Here is a 19,960-nt window from a genome sequence, read left to right on the forward strand (position 1 = left end):
AATAATGTTTTTGTAATACAAAAAAGGAGAATGGATATGAGGTTTAAATGGCTATTAATAGTGATTTGTGCTATAAGTGTCCTAATCCTAGGAAATGCTTCGGCGGCGGCGACAGATTTTGAATTTTTCCCGTCTAAGGTATATTTTACAGATGATACTACATTGATTGTGGAAGGTAACTTCTATAATAGGGGGTCTTTTATTTCCTGGCTACCTAAGGCGAGTGTCGAGATTACTCTTAATACCGATGATGGCCCACAAATCATTAAGAGGTCATTTGACAATCTCGAGTTGATGTTAAACCACCAGGGTATTCGGTCTTGGAAATTTGAGATTCATGACACCAGCAAAGTTGATTTTAATTCCTGGAAGGTAAAAACCCGCTTTTAGAGCTTTAAATAGATTTTTAGCGTAAGCTGAATCTGCTTGTTGAGGAAGCCGAGGAAAACGTACCCACCTTCGTTGTCCTTGAACGCATTAGCGAGACTGTCTGTATCAGTCTCGTTTTTTTTTTGCGCTGGCAGGGGCATTATCTTCCGGCGATAATCGAATATAAAAATTCCTCAGCAGTGCTAGATTGCCTAACTAATTTAGTATGATTGTTAGGAATAGTTTTCAGAATTATAGGAATTTGACGGCAAGTGTATATGGGACTACCATTGTAGTATAAATGCATGAAGATTGCGTTAATTAGTTAGTTATCGGGACATTTAAATGCTATCTCATGCAATGCCTAACTAGTCTAAACTTAAAGGAGGAATCATGGAGAATAGTCAGCAATTATTTGGTACACATTTCAACAGGCTTACTACTGCAATTTCACTGGGAACACCAGACCGGGTGCCGGTCATTCTAGCTGCCGATTCTTTTTTTGCCCGGCACATGGGAGTATCTTTAGCCGACTATCTTGAAGATCTGGAGGTTAGTAGTCAAACCAATCTGAAGTCACTGGCTCAACTTGGCGAGATCGATGGTATTCAGTATTTAGTGCCTTGCGTTCATGCCTTAGGAGCGGCAACTTTCGCCAAGGTAAAACTGCCTGGGAGGGAATTGCCTCCGGATGCTCAATGGCAAATTGATGAAATCTCACCGATGTCTGCGGAGGATTATGATGTCATTTTAGACAAAGGGTTTACCTATTATCAACAGCTAGTATTTGAAAAGTATCTGCCGCTTGCTGTACCTGATTTACAAAAGTACATATCGTCTGACTGGCAGAAAATAGTGACAAACTATGTGAATGCCGGGATTGTGCCGTTTAGCCCATTAATCTTTGGGGTTCCCTTTGATGTTCTATCAAGTGCCCGGGGAATGGCAAACTTAACTAAAGATTTGTACCGGATACCAGATAAAGTAGAAGCTGTAATAGATATTATTACCACAGAAATGATTGCTGTGATCAAAGGGCAAATCGAGCAGATTAAACCGTTTGCCGTATTTACAGGAGCAACCCGGTGTGCACCGGAATATATGTCGGCTAAAATGTGGGAACGTTTTTCTTTACCATTTCTTAAAAGACAGGTAGAAGCTGTAATTGACTCAGGATCTTATGCATTACTCCATTGGGACAATAATTGGACCCGGGCTATAGAATATTTACAAGAGTTCCCTAAAGGTAAGTGTATCTTATCTTCTGATAGCAATACTGATTTATATAAGGCCAAACAAGTATTGCGCGGCCATATGTGTATCATGGGTGACGTACCGGCAGCCATGCTTGCATTAGGAACACCAGATGAAGTATACCAGTACAGCAGTAAACTGATTACCGATTTAGGGCCAGATGGCTTCATTCTGGCCGTGGGCTGCTGCACTCCTCTTAATGCAAAACCTGAGAATGTGAAAGCCATGATTGCTGCAGCTACTGGTAAATAAAAGAGATTTAGTACCGTATAGTGAGACGATCTTATCTCTAAAAGTAAAAGAAGGTGGGAAAATAATGAAAAGATTGTTGATTATCCTCGCTGTACTGATGGTATTTTGCATTTCCAATTTGGCATCTGCTGCAAGTAGTACCTTTAGTGACCTTCCGGCTAAACACTGGGCATATGATGCTGTGAAAAAGCTGGCTGATGCTGGTTTAATTGATGGAGTTGGCGACGGCACTTTCCGTGGCGACAAAACTATGACAAGGTATGAAATGGCTCTTATTGTGGCTAATGCTCTTACTAAGGAAGAAAAGGCTAATGCCGAGAACAAGGCTTTATTGGAAAAGTTGTCGGCTGAGTTTTCGAAGGAATTGATAAGTCTTGGCGTGCGTGTCAAAACACTGGAGGACAAGGATGCTAATAGCTTGAAGTTTTCAGGCGTAGCGCGAATCAGGCATGAATGGACCGAGAATCCGCGCTCACTTTTAGCTGATGATGCTATTGGGGGGCTACCTTATTACACAGGAAAACCAGAGGATAGCTCGGAAATTCGCACAGCTTATTACTTGTTTATAGACAAAAAGTTTGACAGCAACAATTACTTTCACGCTACACTCGGAAATGATTCTATATCAGGTGATACGAGAACAGATAGCTCGATCCAGTTTGAGGAAGCTTATTATGCCAGTAAGAATAGTAATTTTGAGTGGGCTGCAGGAAGATTTATTGCCACAGTCGGCAAAGGGCTATTGTTTAGTGCCCCCTATTTAGATGGCGGAAGAGTGAGCTTTGGCAATGATGTGAAGACGAGCATTTATTCTGGTAAAAAAACAGACTATTCTTGGCTGCTAGCCGATACGCAATTTAAATTAAACAAGAATACTAACATGTCATTTGCTTATGTTTCCAATAATGAAGATTCCAACTCTGGTCTCAATTTTTATGATGCTAAAGCAGTGGGATTCGAATATACCGGAATACCTAATATCAACCTGCAAGGTGAGTATGGTGTAAACACTGCAACCATGGCTAAGTTCTTTAATGGTGGCGATTCACCAAAGGGAATGCAGCTTAAGGTAAAATATAAGGGGGCAAATCCGTTCGCAGTAGGAACATCAGGTGCTTGGGTAGGGTACCGGAAGGCTGACAATGGTTTTGATATATTACAATATACTGGCGCATTAAACGCTCCCAATAACTGGACATATCCTGCGCAAGGCAGCAGTATCAACGATGTTAAAGGTTTTGAATATGGAGTTGAAGTAACGGTTGCGCCACAGGCGATGCTTTCAGTCATCTATGGTGATTTGCAAGCTGTAAAAGTAGGTGGCTTAGGTTTAACAGACAAGAGTCAGAAATTCTTGATTAGCCAGTTAACCTGGATTTTCTAATAACTGGCATTGCTGCAATGCTTGTGCGTATGAAGAAACCGTGGCTGTTGCCCGCGGTTTTCTTCATGTCTTAACTGGCCATAGCAAAATGCGTGCTTTAAGCAAAGCAGAAAGGAATAGTTCCAAAGATGTGTGAAATAATAAATAAAAGAGATAGCTCTTTTCGTTGGATAATACTCCTAATAATTTTTCTTACACACCTGACCTTAAACTATTTAATATATCAAATAGGTGGCTTAGCCAGTCAAATTATACCGGCATTACATCTTCAGCCCAGCCAATTTGCTATGGCTTTATCTGCTCCCATGTTAGCCTGTGCTATAGTTGGTATCCCTGCCGGCGCCTTGGCAGATCGTTATGGTGTTAAAAACGTCATAGCCGGCGGTCTGGCACTCACCGTAATAAGCAGTTTCGGTCGTATCAGCCCAACCAGTTTTGAAGTTCTTTTCGTCTGGATGTTTATTCTAGGCTTTGGCTTGGCTTTTCTTAATGCGAATGTTGCCAAAATCCTGGGTGCTTGGTTCCCACCCCGGCAACTGGGAATGGTAATGGGAATATATATAGCAGGGGCCACTACTGGTATCACGGCCGCTTTGGCAACTTCGGCACTTTTCCCATCTATTGAAAAAGCTTTTACGACTTCTGCAATTATCGCCCTGTGTAACTTAATCTTATGGCTACTGTTTGTTAAGTCCAAACCTGCCGGGGCACCTGATGTTCCAGTTCAGCCACTTGCAGAGTATTTGGGTGTGGTCGTAAAAAGCAAAAATATCTGGTTTGGAGCCCTGGCTATGTTTTTCTATATGGGTACCTTTGTTACCCAAAGCGGGTATTTATCCACTGCACTTACCCAAGCCAAAGGAATCAATCCGGTTCTTGCCGGCCTGGTTGCATCTTTCCTATCGCTGGCTATTATGGCTGGGGCCATTATCGGGCCTATGATCTCCGCTAGAGTCGGGTTGATAAGACCCTTTCTCGCGCCAACTGTAATTCTCGGTGCAATCACCTCCTACCTGGCCTGGATTGTTCCATTTGGTTCACTTACCTGGATACTACTTATAGTCACCGGAATTTTACTAGGTGTTTCTATTCCACTTGTTATGTCACTTCCCATTTCACTTCCGGAAATTGGACCGGTTTATGCCGGGAGTGCAGGGGGGCTTATTAGCATGCTGCAAATGGCCGGGGCTTTCATACTCTCATCCTATGTTATTATACCGCTGGCAGGACCTGACGTAGATCAGGTGTTTTTGTATATTAGTATTGGCTATCTAATATATGGCGCAATTTTATTATTGCTGCCTGAGCTTGGGTTAGCAGGAAAAAGATGATTTAATGCGTGATTTTTTTGAAATATGAGATAAAGGTATTGACAGAAAGATCAGTCGGAGTTATTCTATATATAGATGTATATACAACGCAAATAACTGACTGGAGGAGAAAAGATTACATGCTAATAATCGGGGAACTTATTAATACCAGCCGTAAGGCGATTCGTGAAGCAGTTGAAACAAGAAACGCAGCATATATCCAAGAGGTTGCCAAACAGCAAGAGGCAGCCGGTGCCAATTATCTGGACGTAAACTGCGGAACAATGGTCGGACAGGAAATAGAGTGTATGGAATGGCTGGTAAATACGATCCAAGAGGTTACTGACATGCCTCTGTGTATTGATAGTCCTGATGTGAATGCACTAAGAGCCGGACTTACGCTGGCTAAGACTACCAATGGTAAGCGCATGATCAATTCGACAACGGCTGAAACAACACGTTATCAAGCGGTTATCCCGTTGGTTAGAGAGTTTAATGCTAAGATTGTTGCTCTTTGTATAGAAGATGCCGGTATGCCAGAAACGGCTGAAGATCGTTTGCGTATTGCCAGTAAGCTTATTGATGACATGGCGAAAGAAGGCATCCAGCAGGATGACATCTATATTGATCCGCTGATTAAGCCGTTAAGCACCAATGATAAGTATGGCAAATCGGTATTGGATGCGATCTACGCGATTAAGAATAAATATCCCGCCGTACACTTAACTTGCGGTTTGAGCAATATATCCTACGGCTTTCCCAACCGGGCTGTGCTCAATCGGCTATTTGTAGTACAAACCATGACAGTGGGAATGGATGGTTATATCCTGAATCCGACCGACAAAGCTATGATGGGTGTGGTATATGCCGGGCAGGCCTTGTTGGGCAATGATCGATATTGCGCTAAATACCTGAAGGCTCATAGAAAAGGGCTTTACGAGTAAAAACTAGAAGTAAGCCTATTCATAAATAAATATATATATAATTAGGGGGAGATTGAATGTCAAAGATTGATCTTGTAAAAGCGGTAACTGAGTTAGAGGAAGATTTGGTAATTGCCGGTGTAAACGAACAACTGGCAGCTGGTGTACCTGCAGTTGAAATTCTTGCACAGCTCCAGGGTGGTATGGAGGGTGTAGGCAAGCTGTATGAAGCTGGTGACTACTATCTGTCCGAATTGATTATGTCGGCAGAGGTTTTTGCTAATGCAGCCGCTCTTCTCGGTTCAGCTCTTGCTGATTCCGGAGACAGCAAAACAATCGGTACCGTCATCCTGGGTACTGTAAAAGACGACATTCATGACATCGGCAAAAATATCGTTTCTACAATTTTGAGCTGTAACGGCTTCAAAGTCGTAGATGTCGGTGTAGATGCTCCTATTGAAGCGTTTGTTGAGGCCGTAAAAACTCATAAACCTGATGTTGTTGGTATGTTCTGTCTGTTGACTACTGCTTTTGATGTAATGAAAGAAACTGTTGCTGCCGTAAAGGCCAGTGGTATTAAAACCACCGTGTTGGTTGGTGGCGGTCCGGTTGACGAGAGTGTTGCTAAATGGTGCAGTGCTGATGGCTATTGTAAGAATGCCTATGATGCCGTTGAAATGTCTAAAACAGCTTCAAGCGCTAACTAATTCTTTCTGTCAATACATTGGATGTGCGATACTTACAAATTATGAATTGAAGGAGGGTGTCTGCTCTATATGAATTGTGAAGATAAAAAGACGAAAGTCTGCGCCAGTGAAAATGAGTTTGATACCTTGCCTGATAACCAGGACGCACAGACCCAATTGACAGCAGGATATGACAGGGATGAGATCGCTCCAATCATCAACAGAATATTAAGCATTGCGAAAGAAATTTGTTGTCTTTCCGAGCAGGAAGTCCCTGTAGAAGCCCCCCAAAGCGCAAAGGCTTCCCGAAAGTGAAGTAATGATTGTATTGGATTATCCCAACAGTGCTCAATCCGGGTTGCTTGTTAGCAACCCGGATTTCCCGCATCGGGGAACAAAAGAAGACTCGCCAGTTTTGATAATGGTTGGCTAATAAATTAGTTTTATCTCAAGAATCGGAGGGAAATATGCGTATTTTGCTTTTCGGCGGTTTCCTGGGATCTGGTAAAACAACGACAATATTACAAGTTGCCAAATATATTACTGAAAACAAGCAGGAAACCGTTGCTCTTATTGAGAATGAGATTGGCGAAGCCGGCATTGATGACAAACTATTAGCTGATAGTGGTTTACAGGTAAGGCCGCTTTTTGGCGGTTGTGTATGTTGCCAGATTACCAGTGACCTGATAACAGCAGTGCGGGAGATCCATGATACGATAAAACCAGACTGGCTTATTATTGAAATGACCGGTTTGGCGATTCCCGGCAACATTGCCAAGCTGATTAACGAATATTGCCATTTCTACACAGGCTTTAAGACAATAACTATTGTTGACATGGGGCGCTGGCCGGAATTGAAAGAGGTTCTTGGCCCGCTTGTTACCAGTCAGGTTGAAAAAACAGATTTTGTTATTATTAATAAGGCGGATATTGCCGGTTCTGACCAGGCGGAGATTATCGCTGATATTAGGGAGTTAGTCAGCAATGCACCGATTCGGGTCGCCAGTGCCGCAAATAAATTGCCTCCGGATGTAATTGAGGAGGTAGTTCATTTTGAATAAACTAACAGATGCTTCGGTTTATAGTAAGGCCCATCATATTGTTTTTGGAAAGGCTGTTACCAAGCCCGGCATTGAGAAACTGGTGAAGCAGTTGATCCAGGATATTGGCAGACCATTATCCCATAATGGTATTATCGTGGGGCATATTAAGGTGCTTGTCAAATTGCCGGATGAGGAATTTATCTTTGTATCGCTTACCCGGCTGGATCGGGTCGATGTAAGGTTCTCCACTCAGTGGGCTACTGACTTAGTCAATGAATTTAATAGTATCAATCTGGATATCAATGTATTAATCTTTGGGTATAATGATGCGGTCATAGCAGAGGCAGTGGATGCTTCACTAGCGGCTTTGCGCAAAGAGAGTACCTGTAATTGATACAGTCATGCTGTTTCGACGCCTGTCTTAGTTGATAGGCGCGCTACATACATTCCGCCAAAAGAAGAACTACCCATTAATTAAATAGTAGTTCTTCTTTTTGGTTTCTATGAATGATAATAGGAAAGAGGTTTTACACATGATGGAGGCATCCTCAACCTATACTTTATTAATTGAAGGTGATGCCAGGTGTCTGCCGTGCTCACAGGAAAAGACCATTTTACGTTCACTCATTGACGGGGGCGTATTTATAGAAGCGAACTGTGGCGGTAAAGGGACGTGTGGTAAGTGTAAGATACAGGTGAGTACAGGCCGGGTTATTGATAAAAACGGACGTCAGGCTCAACCCGGCAAGGATAATACTTATTTGGCCTGCCAGGTTTATCCCCAGGGAGACATCACTATTATTTTAAAGAAGGCACAGGCAAGCCAAAAAGGTCAGGCTACCGAAATAATTGTTGATGATAGTATGCCGCTTGTAAAAAAAGTGGTTTTGTCTCCGGCCTATCCTACCGTAGATAATCATTACTCCCTGCAGGACATGATCCGGCAAGCCTTGTCTGTACACACAAGCGAGGACCCGAGTTTTAATAGTACCGGGCTTATTGATAATGCAGCAATGCTGCGGCGGTTAAGTGAAGTGGTAGAAACAAAACCGGAGCTTATTACCATTACCCTCTTTGCTGATAAAGCTATAGCGATTGAAGCAGATGACACATCAAAGGTGCTGTATGGTGTGGCGTTTGATATTGGGACAACCACCGTTGTCGGCATGCTGGTAGATCTTAATGCCGGAAAAGTAGTGGCAGTGTGCTCAAAAAATAATCCGCAGGCATCGATGGGGGCGGATGTTATTTCCCGGATTCAGGCAACCCACGAACTGCTCGGCGGCCTGGAGGGGTTGTCTCAGCTCATCCGGCGTTGTTTAAATCAAATCATTGCTGAACTATGCAGTGCGGCAGGGCTTACTGCAAACGACGTGTATGCAGTAACTATAGCCGGTAATGCCACTATGGCGCATTTAGTCCTGGAGATTTCTCCGTCAACGCTGGTACGTAAGCCGTATGCCGCTTTATTTAAGTATATGTCACCACTCAATCCGCAGGATATTGAACTGGAGATCAACCCTCAGGGAAAAATCATGGTATTGCCTAACATTGCAAGTTTTGTTGGCTCAGATACGACGGCTGCGATTTTGGCTGTAGATCAGGATATTTTGGAAACACCAATGTTATTGGTAGACTTAGGGACAAACGGCGAAATGGTTATTGGTAGCGGCAATCTGTTATATGCCTGTTCAACCGCCGCCGGCCCTGCCTTTGAAGGGGCTCATATCCGGGATGGTATGCGTGCGGCCGATGGTGCCATCACAGATGTTGTTATGACAGAGCAGGATGTCCTAGTGCAGGTAATTGGCAGTGGCAAACCTGCCGGTATCTGTGGCTCAGGTATTGTTAAGGCTGTTGCCGAATTGGTGAAAGCAGGCCTGGTAAATACAAGCGGACGTTTTACTAAGGCCGCAGCTGCGAAATTGCCGGAATCCCTGCAACAGCGGTTGAAGAATCAGGGAGGGCAATGGGAGTTTGTGCTTGTAGAAGGGAAAAATAGCGCTAGTGGGGCTGATATCTCAATTACTCAAGCCGATATACGACAGATCCAACTAGTCAAATCGTCAATATATACCGGTATCCAGTTTCTAATGGAAAGGCTGCAGAGTGAAAGCGAGTTAACAGTATGTTTAGCCGGCGCCTTTGGTAATTATATTGATGTTGACAGTGCTTTGACTATTGGAATGCTGCCGGCAGGCAGGAAGGAGGCTGTCTGCTCGGCCGGTAATGCAGCAGGTACAGGGGCCGTTCAGGCATTGCTATCTGCAGAAAAAATGCAAAGATGTTTTGCGATTGCCGATAAAGTTAATTATATAGAATTGGCAGCGCAGCCTGGTTTCCAACAGCGATTTTTGGCCAATCTTTCATTTCCCCCAAGTTAATTCGCGTGTAAAAAAGCAGGTGCACTATAATTTCAAGCGGGGATTAAAGGATAATGTAATCAATAAATACAGCAGGGCAGGGCTAAATATAGTCCTGCCCTTATTGTAGTATTATTTAAAGTGGTGCTCAACCGGTTGTGAGAGTGGATTTGAATGGAGTTACATTTGCAGGTTTTTTGGATAAAATAGAGAAATATGGTATTATATTTTTGACTAAAGCTATTGGGTGAAAGGGGTACTTGTTATGGCGAAAGACTGTTCCTTCGATATTGTATCAGAGGTAGATATGCAGGAAATGGATAATGCTGTCAATCAGACTACTAAAGAGATTGGTCAGCGCTACGATTTTAAAGGCAGCAAAGCTGAGATTGTTATGGATAAAGAGTCCTTAAAATTATCAGCCGAGGATGAGTATAAGCTTGGAGCTATGCTCGATATTTTGCGAACAAAAATGGTTAAGCGTAACGTTCCGTTAAAGTGTCTGGATGCGGGTAAGATTGAGTCTGCATTTAGTGGTACTGTGAAACAAACAGTCACCATCCAAAAAGGGATCAGTAAAGAAAAGGCGAAAGAGGTAATAGCCTATATTAAAGATCAGAAGCTAAAAGTCCAGGCGCAAATTATGGATGATCAATTGCGGGTCACTGGCGCGAAAAAGGACGATTTGCAGGCCGTTATTCAAAAGTTAAGGGAAAAAGATTTTGGAATAGAATTGCAGTGCATTAACTTCCGCTCGTAATATAAAGCTGGGCTTGCGCCGGGCCTTGGCGCAAGCCCATATAAAAAACGCTAACGTTTGAAGTGTTAGCGTTTTTTTTTGCATTTTCGATGTTGTTAGATTAGGTGATCGAGAATATCAGTTCGATAGAGCCAAAGGTGAGGGTAATCGGGATACGATAACCATTTAAATTGATGCTATCAGAATCGGCCGCAAAAGTCTGCGGTTTAAGGTCGAGTTCTAAGCCTTTGTCCGACATATTGATTAAGAAAAGGCCATTATGCAGATTCAAGAATTCGGCTACACTGTCTTTCGCCAACTCATCAACCTGGGTTAGTTCTTCCTGGCTAAAACGGCTGGCCAGGTCGATGAGTGCTGAATCGCTGAGGAGCAAGGCGGTAGAAAGGGTTTGATCGCCAATAGCTTGCTGGGATATAATCCAGCCTTCTGGCTGCCGGGTCAGTGGCAACGGGCGAGACAATAGCGGCTGGTCATTAAGGAAACGGACGATGTTTTTTAATAATAGAGCCACATAATCATAATGCAAACTGCCCAATTGATCATGGGGAAAGTCAAAGAATAAGCGAACAATTTGATCAATGTCAGCGCTTTGTAATGACTGCAGCAGCTCCTGGGACAATTGATTGTCCTGCTTAAAGCCTTCAAGAGCGGCTTCCAGCTGGCCTAGTGTGAGATATTTTTTATCAAGTATGGCCTGATTTAAAGCTAAATGGCGGCTGCTTTGCTGTGTAAGCAGGTTGTCAAGCTGCGATTGGCTTAGATAGCCTTTGCTTAAAGCAAGTTCGCCAAAACGGCGATCCATGGTTCGCTGAAGCTCGTGAACCTCTTCGATTTGCGTTGCTGTCATTAGCGCTGCGTTAAGGGCCAGGACACCAAGCTTTACCCGGGCAGATTGTTCATAAGCCAGTAAGTCACAGAGTTGTTCAGCCGAGATAATGCCTTTATTGAAGAGATATTGGCCAAAATATTGAGTAAACATCGTTGTCTCCTTTACTATTCCGAATAGCCGACAGCCTTGGCAATCTGGTCTTTGTTATAAGGTTTTTGGATAAAATCAGTTGCACCGTATTTAAGTGCTTCCAATACTTTTGCTGAGGTGCCGGTAGATGACAGCATGATAATCTTAGCGCATTTATCAAGCTCTCTAATCTGCTTGAGCGCCTCCAAGCCGTCTAATTCAGGCATAACAATATCCATAAAAACAATGCCCGGCTTTTGGCTCTTAAAAATAGCTACACATTCGATCCCGTTTTTGGCTTCATATACTTGGCAATGCATTTCTTCTAATAAATCACGTAGTTTTTTGCGAACAAGCATTGAATCATCGCAGATTAATACCTCGGCAACACACGTATTCACCATTAAAACTCCTTCCATTACAAGAATAATCTATATTACATTCTAAATATTCCTGGTAAATCCTGCAATTCGTTTAATATGCTGGGTTACTAAAGAAGTTAAATTCTAAATTTAAGTGAGATTGCCACACTAGTCATTGCGAACACAGTGAGCAATCTCGCTGTCTGTTGTACTTACTAAGTTTACGCTACCGCGTTTTTACAATCAAGGATGGTAAAGGCTTTACTCAGCCGGGTACGGTCGAAGGCTACTTTAACAGTACCCTGCAGACCGTGAATAATGATATCGCCACCTTGTTGCAGTGCGCGTTTTTGAATATTGACAAGCATGCCTAGCCCGGTTGAATTAATATCATTTACCTTGGAAAAATCAACGCTAAAGTTGCAGTAGCCGTCCGCTATATAGGTCAGCATGGTTTCCCGGATTTGGGCAGCCAGCTCGCCCTGCAGGTTTCCTGCCAGACTTGCGATAACCTGACAGTTTTCTATAATAAACTCTTGGTTCTCCATTTTCACGCCTCCAATTTATTTGTACAATGCTCGGTCCTAAAGAATGCAATAGCTGCTTTTAAGCTGGCAGCCATTTTGTTGGTGCCGGTCGAGTTTGCGGCAAGAGAGTCCATGACGGTTGCCGTTTGATTGGTTGCTGTTGAGACTTCTTCAGCCTGGTGAGCGGTGTTTTCAATAACTGTGGCCAATGAGTCGATTAGATCAATAATCCGGTCTGACTGGGTGACCTCTTCATCGGTGATTGCCATGACGGCCTCAATGTCAGTTACTGTGTTGTTTATCGCTGCAAAGATATTCTCCAGCGCACTTTGAGCCTGGCTGGCGCTGGCTACCCCGTCTTCCACTTCGGCCCTGCTGCCTTGCATGGCCCGCGCGGCGGCTGTGGTACTTTCTTTTACCCTTTGAATGAGTGCCGACACCTCAGTTGCTCCCTTGGTCGACTGGTCAGCTAGCTTCCGGACCTCTTGTGCTACTACGGCAAAGCCACGTCCAGCCTCACCGGCCCGGGCGGCTTCGATGGCAGCATTTAATGAAAGCAGATTTGTTTGGGAGGCAATACCGGTTATTGTGTCAGTGATGGCACCAATTTTGGCAATATATTGATTGAGTGTGGTCATTAACTCTTCAGCTTCAAGTGTTTTGTCTTTGATGTTGCCCATACAGGCTACTGTATTGGTGACTGTGTCGCGCCCTTCCAGGGCAGTGTTCAGGGTTGTCCTGGAGTTAGTAGCTGCTGAGGTGGCCTCGCGTTTGGCAATATCAACAAGTGAGGACAGTTCCAACAGCGACTTGGAGACCTCAACAACCGAGGCTGTACCGGCAACTGCGTCAGCGGCCAGCCGGGAACTGTTACCTGCTACTTCGGCAGCTGTAGAGGATACCTGCTCAACTGAAGCAGCTGTTTCCTCAGAGGCAGCCACTACCTGCTCGGCTGATACGGAGACTGTTTTTACCAGGGAGCGCAGGTTCCTGACCATAGAGTTGATCGCTGTGGCCAAGCGGCCAATTTCATCGTTAGTAGTAACGGTAATTTCTGATAATGCCAGGTTGCCTGAGGCAACCTGCTCAACGCAGGTAACCATATTGTGAATTTCCCGGAGCGCCTGACGCAGGATGAAGAGTGCCAGGGCAATGGCGATACTTAACCCTGTAACAATCATGCCCGAAAACAGCATGATCAGCCAATTGTACCGATTATCAGCGCTCTGATATTCTCTTTTTGCTAACTCGAGCTGAAGGTTGATAAGTTCGGAGAGTTTACCTGAAACAGGCTCAATGCTTGAGTACAACTCTTCGATCATAAAAGCCCTCAAGGCTGCTTTATCTTCTTTTATCATGATATCAGCTGCTTTGGTCAGTGCTCCATCTGCCATGCCCAGGAAACCGTCAATCTGAGCGATCATCTGTTCTTCTTCCGTTGTTGCTGCATGGCTTTTGTAGGTGCTCCACTGGTCTTTGATAATTTTGGCCCCTTCATCTAGCCTGTTTCTGCCCAGTGCCCAGGCCATGTGGCCATCGCTGACCTTGTGGCAGGTATCTATGACATTTACTGTGAGTGCCTCAGACATTATTTTAAGTTCCTGGAGAGAGAGGATCCGGCTTGTGTACATTGTTTTAAGGGCATCATTGGCAGTCTTTATGCTATGTAATCCGACTACTCCAATAACAATAGATAATAGCGAAAAAATTGCTACAACAATGAGTAGCTTTGCTCTTAGACTGAAGCGGCACAACAAAGTCGAAAAGGCTTTTACCTGGAATTTTTTTAGATCCTCAGGCAGCTTTAGCTGACAACGCAACCTGGCAGGGATTTGAATGTTGAATTTTTTTGGTAGCTTGCTTCTGGCTGTAATGCGCTTTAATAAGCTCACGCTGTACTCCTTTATCGTGCAAGTATTTTCTCATAAGTCATTTTTGCTCTTGCTATAAACTGTTAGTCTTTGGCAAGAGATTATCCTGCACTGGTATTTTAAGGGTGTGTTAACTTTATGTTAAGTTTCTGTTATCTGGTTATAATGACAGAATCAGTAGAAAGCGGGTAGACATTAACATCACCCCAAATATATAATGATTATGGAAAATTAATTGGTGCACAACACACAAGGAGAACCGCTATGGCGAAAAAAAGCAATAATCTTAAATGGATACTGGCACTCAGCGCTATTTTGGCAGCAATCATCTTTTATCAAACCAGTCACCCTCCCGAAAAGGCTCCAATGCAGCCTAATCCTGGCTATAATCTGGAGAAGACGGGAGCCGGTGTGGTACTTGACTTCACAGAAACAGCTAATAAAATTCATGCCTCTGTTGATGGCGGTCTAAACAGTATTAATGTAACACCTACAGCGGTGAAAGAAGCTAAGCAGGAGGTTCCCCGCACCGGGGTTGAGGGGATTATCCGCTGGCATACCCGGAGTATGCTTATTGTACTCCCGGAAACAAGGTCACCGGAGGCGGTGGAACAGGTGTTAACCCCACTTGCTGCTAAAGCCGGCGGTAAGGTAATCGCTACTGAACCAGATACTTATAACGGCGCGCCGGCTGTGCGTATTGATGTCGGTATCAAGGATAGCCTAAACAGTGAACCGCTAACCCTGGTAACTGACAGGATCTATATTGCTAAAGAAAAGGGTGCATTACCGCCTAAGCCAAAAACGGAAAGTAAGGCTGGTTATATGGCGATAGTGATTGATGATTTTGGCTATATCAGGGAACCAATTGCCGAATATGCTAATATGGGACGACCGATTACATTTGCTGTGTTGCCATATCGCCCATACAGTAATGAGGCGGCGTCAAAGGCTCTTAGCGCCGGCCATTTGGTGATGCTGCACCTGCCGCTGGAGCCGTTATCGGTGGCTGAAGAGGTAGAGCCGACAGTCATTACTGTAAATATGTCTGATGAAGAGATCCAGCAGAGGGTGGAGAAAGCCATTGCTTCGATACCTGGCCTCAAAGGTGTCAATAATCATCAGGGATCAAAGGCAACTGCAGACCGGCGGGTGATGAAAACTGTATTGAGTGTTATCAAAGAGCATAATCTTTTTTTCATTGACAGTCGTACCAACGGCAAAACGGTGGCGGCTGATGTGTCAAGGCAGCTTGGGCTGCGGACAGGAGAAAATGAGCTGTTTTTAGATAACAGCTCAGATGTTGAGTTAATAAAAAAACAACTGCGTAAAGCAGTTGCTATGGCTCAGAGAAATGGCAGTGTAACGGTCATTGGTCATGCCCGGCCTAATTCTGTCATTGCTGTACGGGAAATGATCCCGGAAATTGAGGCAGCCGGCATCAGGCTGGTATATGCAGATCAGCTGGTTAGATAAAGGTTTGTTAACCTATCAATGAAATTTTACAAGAGATAATATTATTTCAAAAGCTATGAGGAGGATGATTGCAACCTCCATGATTTCGGCTCTGTTGGTTACTACTTCATCAGTCAGCAGGTTATAGCTGCGTTGAATAACCTCTACCCGCTGATCAATGCTGGCCGTCCAGTCGTGGATGCGCAGGATACGCAGGTAGGTTGTATATACCCTGGCGTAGAAAACATCTTCTGTGATTCTTAGCGAATTTTCAATTTCGCTGGTGACAGAGGTAATATCAGCCATCAGCTCTAAGAGTTGCCGCCTGATTCGGCGATACCTGCCCAGCCGCCGGTAGACAACGGTGCGTTCGGCTTCGGTAATCGCATCATACATTTTGTCAATCTCCTGGTTGAGCATCAGATCATAATAGCGCAGCTCCAGAAACTGCGCATTGGCAAACTCCAGCAGGTCGGGAATATCCGGGCTGCCGGACGGGTCATAAACAATTACCGTATTCCAGCCGAGCAGGGTAAAATCATTTGCATAAGATAAACGGTTCGCCAATGTTTCCTGCCGTGTTTCGGGACTGACAGGCTCTTTGTCAGCAAGGAGAACAGGTACTGGGTCCCAGTCCTGATGCCATTCCTTGAAATAATAGACCACCAGATCTTCTTCAACGATTGATGCGTGTTCGCTTTTGAGCGCCGGTCTGATGCCAGTCAGGACAGCCTCAAGTGTGCGGAGAAAAAATATATCAGGCATTTGATCGATGGCTGGGGCCAGGTTAATTAGATCCTGATACACAAAATCATCAGGAAGATTCACCTGCATAATAATGCTAATTACGCCGAAGTCATAGATCCTGGCGCGGACATCAGCCGGAAAAGTACGATCACCGACAGGGATTTGCTGCTGAGCCAGCATGACGGTGACTGGCGGATCTTTAAAAACGATGGCTTTGGGTGAAACACGAGTCAGGCGCAGCCTTGATACATGACCGCCGGTAGCCAACAGGGATTCAGCCTTAACCAGGTCGATAGAGTCGGCAGTATCAAATAAGCGGTAGACTAATATGGATGCCTGCATAATGTCGCTCCTTCTATAAAGTTACATATAGCTTCGATTAATATCCATAGTTTTCCTCTTTTGGCTTCCAGGAAATGATAAATCTTTCTTAGTTACTCTTAGCCAATCCCATGCTCAATAATTTCACGCTAGAGCCAGGCAGCTTTGGCGTGGTATTTTTTTGTGTGCGGTCAAACTCTGTCATGTATGCCCAGTAACGCTTAGGCATGTGGCTCATGCGGCATTGTGGGTTATGCCGTCCCTGTATCGCAATAGTATCATAAAATAATTGCCATAGTTCGCGAAAGGTTTGCTCTTCCTCATCTACTTCCGGCAATTCAAGAGCTCCAATAGGAATGACCGCAGACTGGTATGGCTGATACACTAGTCCCATGCCATGTGCTTTATCATGGATTAAAAAGCGCTCTTCTGGATAACGCTCGCAAAAATGCTGCACCAGTAGCGGCAGTACGTAATTTTTGGGTTCGATTTCGCCCACGAGAACGTTATTAAAAATAGAAAACCGCAGGAAGCCCTTTAGCAAATGACTTTCCCTATTTAAGTGATTAACTGCTTTAAAGAGTGTATTCACTACGTCGTCGGTTAGCATGTTCATTACAGTCGGGCCATAGCTATACCCTAGTCGCAGAAATAGCAGGATGTACAACTCTTTTTGAACAAGACAAGTTAAAAAGGCGTGTCGTACTAAATTTAGCGCTGAAGTACCCATTTTTTTAGGGATAGAAGCTAACACTCGACTTGCTTTTGACAAATCAGTATGAATTTTTTTTGCGGAAAAGAGCAGGGGCTGGGATGCATCTGCCAGTAGAATATCTAGTGGAATTTCTTTTTTTTCATAACTTTCAAATACGCAGCACAATAATCCATCAAAACTTCCATCATAGCTGTAAATCAGATCTGACTGGTTATGCATTTTCGTATATCCTCCTGTGGAAAGGTGAGCAGCGGCGGCTGGGCAAAAAGTGAAAGCTGTTCTGTCTGCAAGGAGAAATTTGCATGATATAGTTCCAGCGTTTTCTCGGATAGTAAAGAGCGGAGCATCATATTTTGTGTGATCTTTATGCCGTCCACTGTTTTTCCACCGCAGGTTATAAAATACTGCGCTCGCTTGAGGACAACCCCCAGATTTTTCAGGTCATCAGAATAGAGCGACGTTGTACGTCGGGCAGTTACAATGCGCTTGGCGCTGGTTATGCCGATGCCTGGTATTCGCAGCAAGTCACGATAGGGAGCACGGTTTACATCCACAGGAAAAAAATCCATATGATTGAGTGCCCAGTTGCATTTAGGATCTAAATAGGGATTAAAACTTTGATGTTGCTGATCAAGAAGCTCGTTAGCGGCAAAGCCGTAAAACCGTAATAGCCAGTCCGCCTGGTAAAGCCGGTGCTCACGCCATAGCGGTGGTTTTGTATCTAATGTAGGTAGAAGACTATTTTCAGCTACTGGCATATAGGCAGAAAAAAAGACGCGCTTCAGTTTATATTTCCGATAAAGGCCTTCGGTTAAATTTAAAATTTGATAATCTGTGTCTGGCGTAGCGCCTATGATCATCTGAGTACTCTGTCCGGCAGGAACAAACTTGGCTGCATGCCGATACTTTGCTAAATCTCGCGAATTTTCTTGTATGCGATTTTGAATATAGCCCATGGGTGTAAAAATGGAATGTTTGGACTTGTCCGGTGCCAGCAACTGCAAACTATTTTGAGATGGCAGCTCAATATTCACACTCATTCGGTCAGCCAGCATACCAAGGTTGGCAAGCAGTGTACTGTCGGCTCCGGGGATGGCCTTGGCATGGATGTATCCCGAAAACCGATACTCTTGTCGCAGAATTCGCAGGACCTCAATCATTTGTTCGCAAGTATAGTCTGGATTTTTCAGCACACCAGAGCTCAAAAAAAGGCCTTCAATATAATTTCGGCGATAAAAATTGATGGTCAGCTCAGCTAATTCCCGTGGCGTAAAGGAAGCCCGCGGCGTGTCGTTAGACAAGCGATTAACGCAGTATTTACAATCATAAGCGCAAACATTGGTCAGCAATACTTTTAACAGAGAAATGCACCGCCCATCTGCCGAAAAGCTGTGACAGATTCCACAAGCGGACGCACTACCAATTCCTCCGGCCGATGCCTTTTTATTCACACCACTAGATGTGCAAGCTACATCATATTTTGCCGCATCGGTTAGAATTTTTAACTTATCGAAAACATCCACATGAATCACTCTCTTGCTTAATCTTAATGTCTTGAAAGGCTCAAGCGTTAACCATCAGGTAGTTCTAAAATAATTATACACCCAGAACAAATGTTTTGCAAACATTTGTTCTGGGTGTATAATAAAAAAACTGTTGTTTTTATCTCTGTGCAATCAGGTATTCCCAGAATAATCCCAGGCATGCCGGCAGTAGCGGTTGGCGGCAAATTGCGTAAAATTGACGCTCTATTACCGGTCCGGGCAGCGGCAGTGCAACTAACTGCCCGGAGGTAAGCTCTGGTTCAACAGCCCAGGCCGAAATAAAGCCAACCCCTATTTCATTCAGGATAGCTGCTTTTACAGCCTGATTGCTGCCAGCTTCCATAACAATATTGAGGTCGTCCGGGTTGATATTGAGGCGACTTAGAGCATTGAGGGCGGAGCTGATTGTGCCAGACGACTTTTTACGTAAAATGAACGGCAACGTAAGTAACCAGTCTTTAGACGGGGGATTTTGGGCTGTTGTTTTGTAATTCGGGTGGGCTGCAAGGATCAGATTATCAGTCCATAGCGGCTGACTAATAAGACTAGCATCTGGCTTAGTGCCGATTACGGCAATCGGAAACTCACCCTGGCTAAATTTCTCTAAGATAGTATGACTGTCCCCTGTTATCAAGGATATGCTCAAGCCGGGGTGGGCTTTAAGGAAATACGATAGGAGCGGCGGTAAGATGTAATCTGCAGGAATTGTGCTGGCGCCAAGAAGTATCCGGCCGGCTGAACCTTGCGCCATTGCTTGAATTTCTTTGTGGGTGCCGGCAACCAGGTCGTTTATTATCCGGGTAGTCTCATATAGTCTCTCGCCGTATATTGTTAAGGAGACCCCTTTGGATGTCCGGATAAATAAGGGACAGCCAAAATTCTTTTCCAGGTTATCAATGTGGAACGAAACGGTTGGCTGTGTAAGCTCCAATTTTTTTGCAGCAGCCGAAAAGCTTCCCTCTTCGGCAACATATGAGAATACAGTTAAAGATTGTATGTAAGACATGCGCTCACCTCAATTAATTTGTGCGGACTAAACTATAGTCAACTAATTCGACAGAGTAAGATAAAATTTCCTGTTAAAGCCTGGTAGAGCAGGAATATTATTGTTCATAT

At 44.2% G+C, this 19,960-nt stretch carries 20 protein-coding genes; 12 read left to right on the forward strand and 8 right to left on the reverse strand.

From position 1 onward, the window contains the following. The 11 genes from VN379_RS18075 to VN379_RS18125 all read left to right on the forward strand — a co-directional run. Window positions 1-390 (forward strand): hypothetical protein (locus VN379_RS18075; protein ID WP_325536367.1); only part of this gene is annotated, 390 nt, incomplete at its 5' end. 372 nt (window positions 391-762) lie between these two features. Then, on the forward strand, window positions 763-1,875 hold the full coding sequence (locus VN379_RS18080; RefSeq protein ID WP_325536369.1) for a uroporphyrinogen decarboxylase family protein: 1,113 nt from the start codon (window positions 763-765) through the stop codon (window positions 1,873-1,875). Between the two features lie 64 nt (window positions 1,876-1,939). Continuing rightward, window positions 1,940-3,259: an S-layer homology domain-containing protein gene (locus VN379_RS18085; RefSeq protein ID WP_325536371.1), complete on the forward strand. Its 1,320-nt coding sequence runs from the start codon at window positions 1,940-1,942 to the stop codon at window positions 3,257-3,259. A 128-nt stretch (window positions 3,260-3,387) separates the two neighbouring features. Beyond that, window positions 3,388-4,590: an MFS transporter gene (locus VN379_RS18090; protein ID WP_325536373.1), complete on the forward strand. Its 1,203-nt coding sequence runs from the start codon at window positions 3,388-3,390 to the stop codon at window positions 4,588-4,590. 119 nt (window positions 4,591-4,709) lie between these two features. After that, window positions 4,710-5,513, forward strand: a complete 804-nt coding sequence (locus tag VN379_RS18095; protein WP_325536375.1) for a methyltetrahydrofolate cobalamin methyltransferase — start codon at window positions 4,710-4,712, stop codon at window positions 5,511-5,513. 56 nt (window positions 5,514-5,569) lie between these two features. Then, window positions 5,570-6,199 carry a cobalamin B12-binding domain-containing protein gene (locus VN379_RS18100; protein WP_325536377.1) on the forward strand — a complete coding sequence of 210 codons (630 nt, stop codon included), beginning with the start codon at window positions 5,570-5,572 and terminating at the stop codon, window positions 6,197-6,199. Between the two features lie 69 nt (window positions 6,200-6,268). After that, window positions 6,269-6,493 (forward strand): hypothetical protein, encoded by a 225-nt coding sequence (locus VN379_RS18105; protein ID WP_325536379.1) that lies wholly within the window; start codon window positions 6,269-6,271, stop codon window positions 6,491-6,493. Window positions 6,494-6,645: 152 nt separating this feature from the next. After that, window positions 6,646-7,239, forward strand: coding sequence for a GTP-binding protein (locus VN379_RS18110; protein ID WP_325536381.1), 594 nt, complete (start codon window positions 6,646-6,648; stop codon window positions 7,237-7,239). Next, window positions 7,232-7,615 (forward strand): hypothetical protein, encoded by a 384-nt coding sequence (locus VN379_RS18115; protein ID WP_325536383.1) that lies wholly within the window; start codon window positions 7,232-7,234, stop codon window positions 7,613-7,615. Before VN379_RS18110 ends, VN379_RS18115 begins: the two co-directional genes overlap by 8 nt. Before the next feature lie 139 nt (window positions 7,616-7,754). Further along, a complete protein-coding gene (locus VN379_RS18120; protein WP_325536385.1) occupies window positions 7,755-9,605 on the forward strand; it encodes an ASKHA domain-containing protein in 1,851 nt (616 codons plus the stop codon). Window positions 9,606-9,849: 244 nt separating this feature from the next. Next, complete coding sequence (locus tag VN379_RS18125) at window positions 9,850-10,344, forward strand: YajQ family cyclic di-GMP-binding protein (protein WP_325536387.1); 495 nt, start codon at window positions 9,850-9,852, stop codon at window positions 10,342-10,344. Between the two features lie 100 nt (window positions 10,345-10,444). Here VN379_RS18125 and VN379_RS18130 read toward each other — a convergent pair whose 3' ends face one another. The 4 genes from VN379_RS18130 to VN379_RS18145 all read right to left on the reverse strand — a co-directional run bounded on the left by VN379_RS18130 (window position 10,445) and on the right by VN379_RS18145 (window position 14,083). Continuing rightward, the gene (locus tag VN379_RS18130; protein ID WP_325536389.1) at window positions 10,445-11,323 is read right to left on the reverse strand and encodes a hypothetical protein; all 879 of its coding nucleotides are present in this window, start codon (window positions 11,321-11,323) and stop codon (window positions 10,445-10,447) included. 14 nt (window positions 11,324-11,337) lie between these two features. Further along, the gene (locus VN379_RS18135; protein ID WP_325536391.1) at window positions 11,338-11,706 is read right to left on the reverse strand and encodes a response regulator; all 369 of its coding nucleotides are present in this window, start codon (window positions 11,704-11,706) and stop codon (window positions 11,338-11,340) included. Window positions 11,707-11,885: 179 nt separating this feature from the next. Beyond that, the gene (locus VN379_RS18140; protein ID WP_325536393.1) at window positions 11,886-12,212 is read right to left on the reverse strand and encodes an STAS domain-containing protein; all 327 of its coding nucleotides are present in this window, start codon (window positions 12,210-12,212) and stop codon (window positions 11,886-11,888) included. Window positions 12,213-12,214: 2 nt separating this feature from the next. Then, a complete protein-coding gene (locus VN379_RS18145; protein ID WP_325536395.1) occupies window positions 12,215-14,083 on the reverse strand; it encodes a methyl-accepting chemotaxis protein in 1,869 nt (622 codons plus the stop codon). Between the two features lie 243 nt (window positions 14,084-14,326). Here VN379_RS18145 and VN379_RS18150 point away from each other — a divergent pair, with 243 nt between their 5' ends. Further along, the gene (locus VN379_RS18150) at window positions 14,327-15,538 is read left to right on the forward strand and encodes a divergent polysaccharide deacetylase family protein (protein ID WP_325536397.1); all 1,212 of its coding nucleotides are present in this window, start codon (window positions 14,327-14,329) and stop codon (window positions 15,536-15,538) included. A 15-nt stretch (window positions 15,539-15,553) separates the two neighbouring features. Here VN379_RS18150 and VN379_RS18155 read toward each other — a convergent pair whose 3' ends face one another. The 4 genes from VN379_RS18155 to VN379_RS18170 all read right to left on the reverse strand — a co-directional run bounded on the left by VN379_RS18155 (window position 15,554) and on the right by VN379_RS18170 (window position 19,850). Continuing rightward, on the reverse strand, window positions 15,554-16,606 hold the full coding sequence (locus VN379_RS18155; RefSeq protein WP_325536399.1) for a hypothetical protein: 1,053 nt from the start codon (window positions 16,604-16,606) through the stop codon (window positions 15,554-15,556). A gap of 88 nt (window positions 16,607-16,694) precedes the next feature. Next, window positions 16,695-17,519 carry a TIGR03915 family putative DNA repair protein gene (locus tag VN379_RS18160; protein WP_325536401.1) on the reverse strand — a complete coding sequence of 275 codons (825 nt, stop codon included), beginning with the start codon at window positions 17,517-17,519 and terminating at the stop codon, window positions 16,695-16,697. Beyond that, the gene (locus tag VN379_RS18165) at window positions 17,498-18,823 is read right to left on the reverse strand and encodes a putative DNA modification/repair radical SAM protein (RefSeq protein ID WP_325536403.1); all 1,326 of its coding nucleotides are present in this window, start codon (window positions 18,821-18,823) and stop codon (window positions 17,498-17,500) included. Before VN379_RS18165 ends, VN379_RS18160 begins: the two co-directional genes overlap by 22 nt. A gap of 139 nt (window positions 18,824-18,962) precedes the next feature. Further along, on the reverse strand, window positions 18,963-19,850 hold the full coding sequence (locus VN379_RS18170; RefSeq protein WP_325536405.1) for a LysR family transcriptional regulator: 888 nt from the start codon (window positions 19,848-19,850) through the stop codon (window positions 18,963-18,965). Window positions 19,851-19,960 lie beyond the last annotated feature (110 nt).

Source organism: Sporomusa sp. (assembly GCF_035561255.1).
GTDB lineage: Bacteria > Bacillota > Negativicutes > Sporomusales > Sporomusaceae > Sporomusa.

Coding starts and splice junctions, on each gene's coding strand:
- VN379_RS18135 (WP_325536391.1), bottom strand. CDS start 11,706: ATGGTGAATACGTGTGTTGCCGAGGTATTAATCTGCGATGATTCAATG.
- VN379_RS18130 (WP_325536389.1), bottom strand. CDS start 11,323: ATGTTTACTCAATATTTTGGCCAATATCTCTTCAATAAAGGCATTATC.
- VN379_RS18090 (WP_325536373.1), top strand. CDS start 3,388: ATGTGTGAAATAATAAATAAAAGAGATAGCTCTTTTCGTTGGATAATA.
- VN379_RS18140 (WP_325536393.1), bottom strand. CDS start 12,212: ATGGAGAACCAAGAGTTTATTATAGAAAACTGTCAGGTTATCGCAAGT.
- VN379_RS18110 (WP_325536381.1), top strand. CDS start 6,646: ATGCGTATTTTGCTTTTCGGCGGTTTCCTGGGATCTGGTAAAACAACG.
- VN379_RS18155 (WP_325536399.1), bottom strand. CDS start 16,606: ATGCAGGCATCCATATTAGTCTACCGCTTATTTGATACTGCCGACTCT.
- VN379_RS18160 (WP_325536401.1), bottom strand. CDS start 17,519: ATGCATAACCAGTCAGATCTGATTTACAGCTATGATGGAAGTTTTGAT.
- VN379_RS18120 (WP_325536385.1), top strand. CDS start 7,755: ATGATGGAGGCATCCTCAACCTATACTTTATTAATTGAAGGTGATGCC.
- VN379_RS18105 (WP_325536379.1), top strand. CDS start 6,269: ATGAATTGTGAAGATAAAAAGACGAAAGTCTGCGCCAGTGAAAATGAG.
- VN379_RS18170 (WP_325536405.1), bottom strand. CDS start 19,850: ATGTCTTACATACAATCTTTAACTGTATTCTCATATGTTGCCGAAGAG.
- VN379_RS18100 (WP_325536377.1), top strand. CDS start 5,570: ATGTCAAAGATTGATCTTGTAAAAGCGGTAACTGAGTTAGAGGAAGAT.
- VN379_RS18080 (WP_325536369.1), top strand. CDS start 763: ATGGAGAATAGTCAGCAATTATTTGGTACACATTTCAACAGGCTTACT.
- VN379_RS18095 (WP_325536375.1), top strand. CDS start 4,710: ATGCTAATAATCGGGGAACTTATTAATACCAGCCGTAAGGCGATTCGT.
- VN379_RS18085 (WP_325536371.1), top strand. CDS start 1,940: ATGAAAAGATTGTTGATTATCCTCGCTGTACTGATGGTATTTTGCATT.
- VN379_RS18150 (WP_325536397.1), top strand. CDS start 14,327: ATGGCGAAAAAAAGCAATAATCTTAAATGGATACTGGCACTCAGCGCT.
- VN379_RS18125 (WP_325536387.1), top strand. CDS start 9,850: ATGGCGAAAGACTGTTCCTTCGATATTGTATCAGAGGTAGATATGCAG.